Consider the following 3271-nt stretch of genomic DNA (forward strand, 5'->3'; position numbering starts at 1 on the left):
GCCGTGGACGCCATGCGCTCCTTCCTGCAGACCGTGCACTTCAACGGCGTCGTTGTCATCGGTGAGGGTGAGAAGGACGAAGCCCCGATGCTGTTCAACGGCGAGCACGTCGGTGACGGCACCGGCCCCGAGTGCGACGTCGCCGTCGACCCCATCGACGGAACCCGGCTGACCGCCCTTGGCATCAACAATGCCCTGGCCGTCCTGGCCGTGGCCGAACGCGGCTCCATGTTCGATCCCTCCGCCGTGTTCTACATGGAAAAGCTCGTCACCGGCCCGGAAGCGGCCGACATGGTGGACCTGCGTCTGCCGGTCAAGCAGAACCTGCACCTGATCGCCAAGGCCAAGGGCGTCAAGGTCAACCAGCTCAACGTCATGATCCTGGACCGCGACCGGCACCGCCCCCTCGTGGAGGAAATCCGCGAAGCCGGCGCCCGCACGAAGTTCATCATGGACGGCGACGTCGCGGGGGCCATCGCCGCTGCGCGTGCCGGCACCGGAGTCGACGCCCTCATGGGCATCGGCGGAACCCCGGAAGGCATCGTCGCGGCCTGCGCCATCAAGTCCCTCGGCGGCGTCATCCAGGGCCGCTTGTGGCCCACGAGCGACGAAGAGAAGCAGAAGGCGATCGACGCCGGCCACGATCTGGAGCGCGTGCTCTCGACCAACGACCTCGTCTCCAGCGACAACTGCTACTTCGCGGCCACCGGCATCACCGACGGCGACCTCCTCAAGGGCGTCCGCTACTCCAAGGACAAGGTCCTCACCCAGTCCATCGTGATGCGCTCCAAGTCCGGCACGATCCGCTTTGTCGACGGCGAACACCAGGCCAGCAAGTGGGAAGGCTACGCCCGCAGGAGCTAGCACCTGAACGGCAACACTGAACTGCACGATAGAGCACAGCGAATCCCGGGCCGCCTCCGCGGTCCGGGATTCGTCGTCTTAAACCAGGTGCATGATGACGTGTCTATTGCGGTGCGGCGGCCGGGGCCCGTGGGATTAGATAGGGTGGAGCCATGACGTGGCTCGTAACTGGCGGTGCAGGATATATCGGTTCTCATGTGGTTTCCGCTTTGCGCGGTGCCCGGATTCAGCCGGTGGTGATTGACTCCCTCTCCAGCGGGCACCGTGAGTTCGTGCCGGCCGATGTGCCGTTCATCCATGGCAGCATCCTCGACGCCGACCTCGTGGCCCGTACGCTGCGGGAGCACGCGGTGACCGGGGTGATCCACCTGGCCGGTTTCAAGTACGCGGGGGTTTCCGTCCAGGAGCCGCTGCTGACTTATGAACAGAACGTCACGGGCACCGCGCAACTGCTCAAGGCCATGGAGCTCACCGGCGTCGACAAACTGGTGTTCTCCTCGTCCGCGGCCACCTACGGCACGCCCACCGGCGACATCGTCACCGAAGCGACGCCCACCAACCCGGAATCGCCCTACGGCGAGAGCAAACTCATCGGCGAGTGGCTGATCCGTGACCAGGGCAGGGCCCGGGGCCTGAGCCACACCTCGCTGCGGTATTTCAACGTGGTCGGCTCAGGTGCGCCCGAGCTTTACGACACCAGCCCCCACAACCTTTTCCCGATCGTGCTGCGGGCGCTCACGGCCGGTAAGACGCCGCGCATCAACGGCATCGACTACAACACGCCGGACGGAACTTGCGTGCGCGACTACGTGCACGTGGCGGACCTGGCCACCTCGCATGTGGCCGCCGCCCAGGCGCTCGAGGCGGGCAAGCCGCTGGAGCGGGTGTACAACCTCGGATCCGGGGACGGGCTGTCCGTGCGCCAGATCATGACGGCGATGGCCGACGTCACGGGGATCGATTTCGAACCCGAAATCGCGGCGGGCAGGGGATCCGGACCGGATCGTGGCCGACGGCACGCTGGCCGCCCGCGATCTCGACTGGAAGATGCGGCACTCCGTGGAGCAGATGGTGGCCAGCGCCTACGACGACCAGCGGCACGCCATTACGGCCAACTAACGCCCCCACCAACACCGGCCACCGGGAAACAGCGGCCCGGCTGGCCGGGGCGACCCGGTGGCCGGTGCCGCCTGCTGGGCCCTTAGCGGTTTGCGAGGGCCCGGGACCGGGCGCGCAGCTTCTTCGCGAGCTGGGCGCCTTTGCGGGCCAGCTGGTAGCTGCCGTAGCGCACCTTCCGGACCGGCAGGTCCCACGTTCCGGGATACGCGATCCCGCGGCCCCCGAACGACTTCTTGAACGCCGTGAACCCGGCCCATTTGTGGTCGGGCTGGTCCTCCGGCGCCACGCCCCAGAGATCCACGTGCTTGAGGCCCTTCGCCTGGGCGTCCGCGATCAAGGTGACAAGCAGGGGGATGCCCGCGCTGAGTTTGCGGTGGGTGTCGTCCAGGGCGGCGTGCGCGTAGGTCCGGGTGTCGGCCGAGTCGTAGGCCAGGGCTGCGGCGATGGGGTGGCCGTCGAGCTCCGCGATGAACAGCGTCGCCGCGCCGGCCGGCATCAGCGAGAGGGCCACCTGGGTCAGGTATTCGTCGCTTTGCGGCTTGAAGCCGTTGCGGGCGGCCGTCATGTGCAAGAACTCCAGGAGGACGGCGATCTCTGCCGGATCCTGGCTGGAGCGGAAGCTCACGCCCTTCTTGTGGATGTTGCGGAACAGGTTCCGGTTCGCCGGCTTCATATCCGCCAGGACGTCCTTGAAATCCCGGTCGAGGTCCACAATCCAGCTGAGCTCGGGCTGCTGGCTGGCCGGGGCCGGCTGCAGGCCGCGGCTGCGGAGTACCGAGTCGGCTTCGGCTGCGGTGAATCCTGCGGTGACCGGCTCAACCCGGACAAACACGGCCCCGCTGGTCCGGGCGAGGTCCGTCAGGGCCGCCAGTGCGGCGTCGAACGCTGCCAGTGACTCGGCGACCGGGCCGTACGGGGAGTACAGCAGTTTACCGGCCGGATTGGATTCCTCCACCGCAAGGAAGCGCCACCCGGGCCCGGACTGTTCGTGGACGGTGCGTCCCAGCGAACGCTGGAACTGTGCCCACTGCGGGCTCTGCAGGAAATAATCCATGGTGTCAGGCTTCCAATGCGGTGGTGACGGCAAATGCCAGGGCGGGGCCGGTGGCGCCGGAGACGGCGTGGACATTGACCGGTGCCTCGGCGGCGGGCAGGAAGGCACTGGCGCCCCTTTCCAGCCGGAGCTCGCCCTTGGGGGAGTCGAGGCGGACGGAGCCGTGGGTGACAATGACGACGGCGGCACCGGACTGCGCCAACGGGACGGGCTCCGCGCCGGGCGCCACAACAA

The 3271-nt window shown here is 67.6% G+C and carries 2 protein-coding genes and 2 pseudogenes; 2 read left to right on the forward strand and 2 right to left on the reverse strand.

From position 1 onward, the window contains the following. Together glpX and galE are read left to right on the forward strand one after the other, a co-directional pair. Positions 1-864 (forward strand): class II fructose-bisphosphatase (gene glpX, locus LQV45_RS22315; protein WP_230008872.1); only part of this gene is annotated, 864 nt, incomplete at its 5' end. 152 nt (positions 865-1016) lie between these two features. Further along, positions 1017-1983: pseudogene (gene galE / locus LQV45_RS22320) on the forward strand (UDP-glucose 4-epimerase GalE). Between the two features lie 82 nt (positions 1984-2065). Here the strand turns inward: galE and LQV45_RS22325 are convergent. Both LQV45_RS22325 and LQV45_RS22330 read right to left on the reverse strand, forming a co-directional pair. Next, the gene (locus tag LQV45_RS22325) at positions 2066-3037 is read right to left on the reverse strand and encodes a peptidoglycan bridge formation glycyltransferase FemA/FemB family protein (RefSeq protein ID WP_230008873.1); all 972 of its coding nucleotides are present in this window, start codon (positions 3035-3037) and stop codon (positions 2066-2068) included. A 4-nt stretch (positions 3038-3041) separates the two neighbouring features. Beyond that, a pseudogene (locus LQV45_RS22330) lies at positions 3042-3271 on the reverse strand (mannose-6-phosphate isomerase, class I); the annotation flags it as partial.

The sequence above is a fragment of the Microbacterium sp. Bi128 genome (genome assembly GCF_918698205.1).

Coding starts and splice junctions, on each gene's coding strand:
- LQV45_RS22325 (WP_230008873.1), bottom strand. CDS start 3,037: ATGGATTATTTCCTGCAGAGCCCGCAGTGGGCACAGTTCCAGCGTTCG.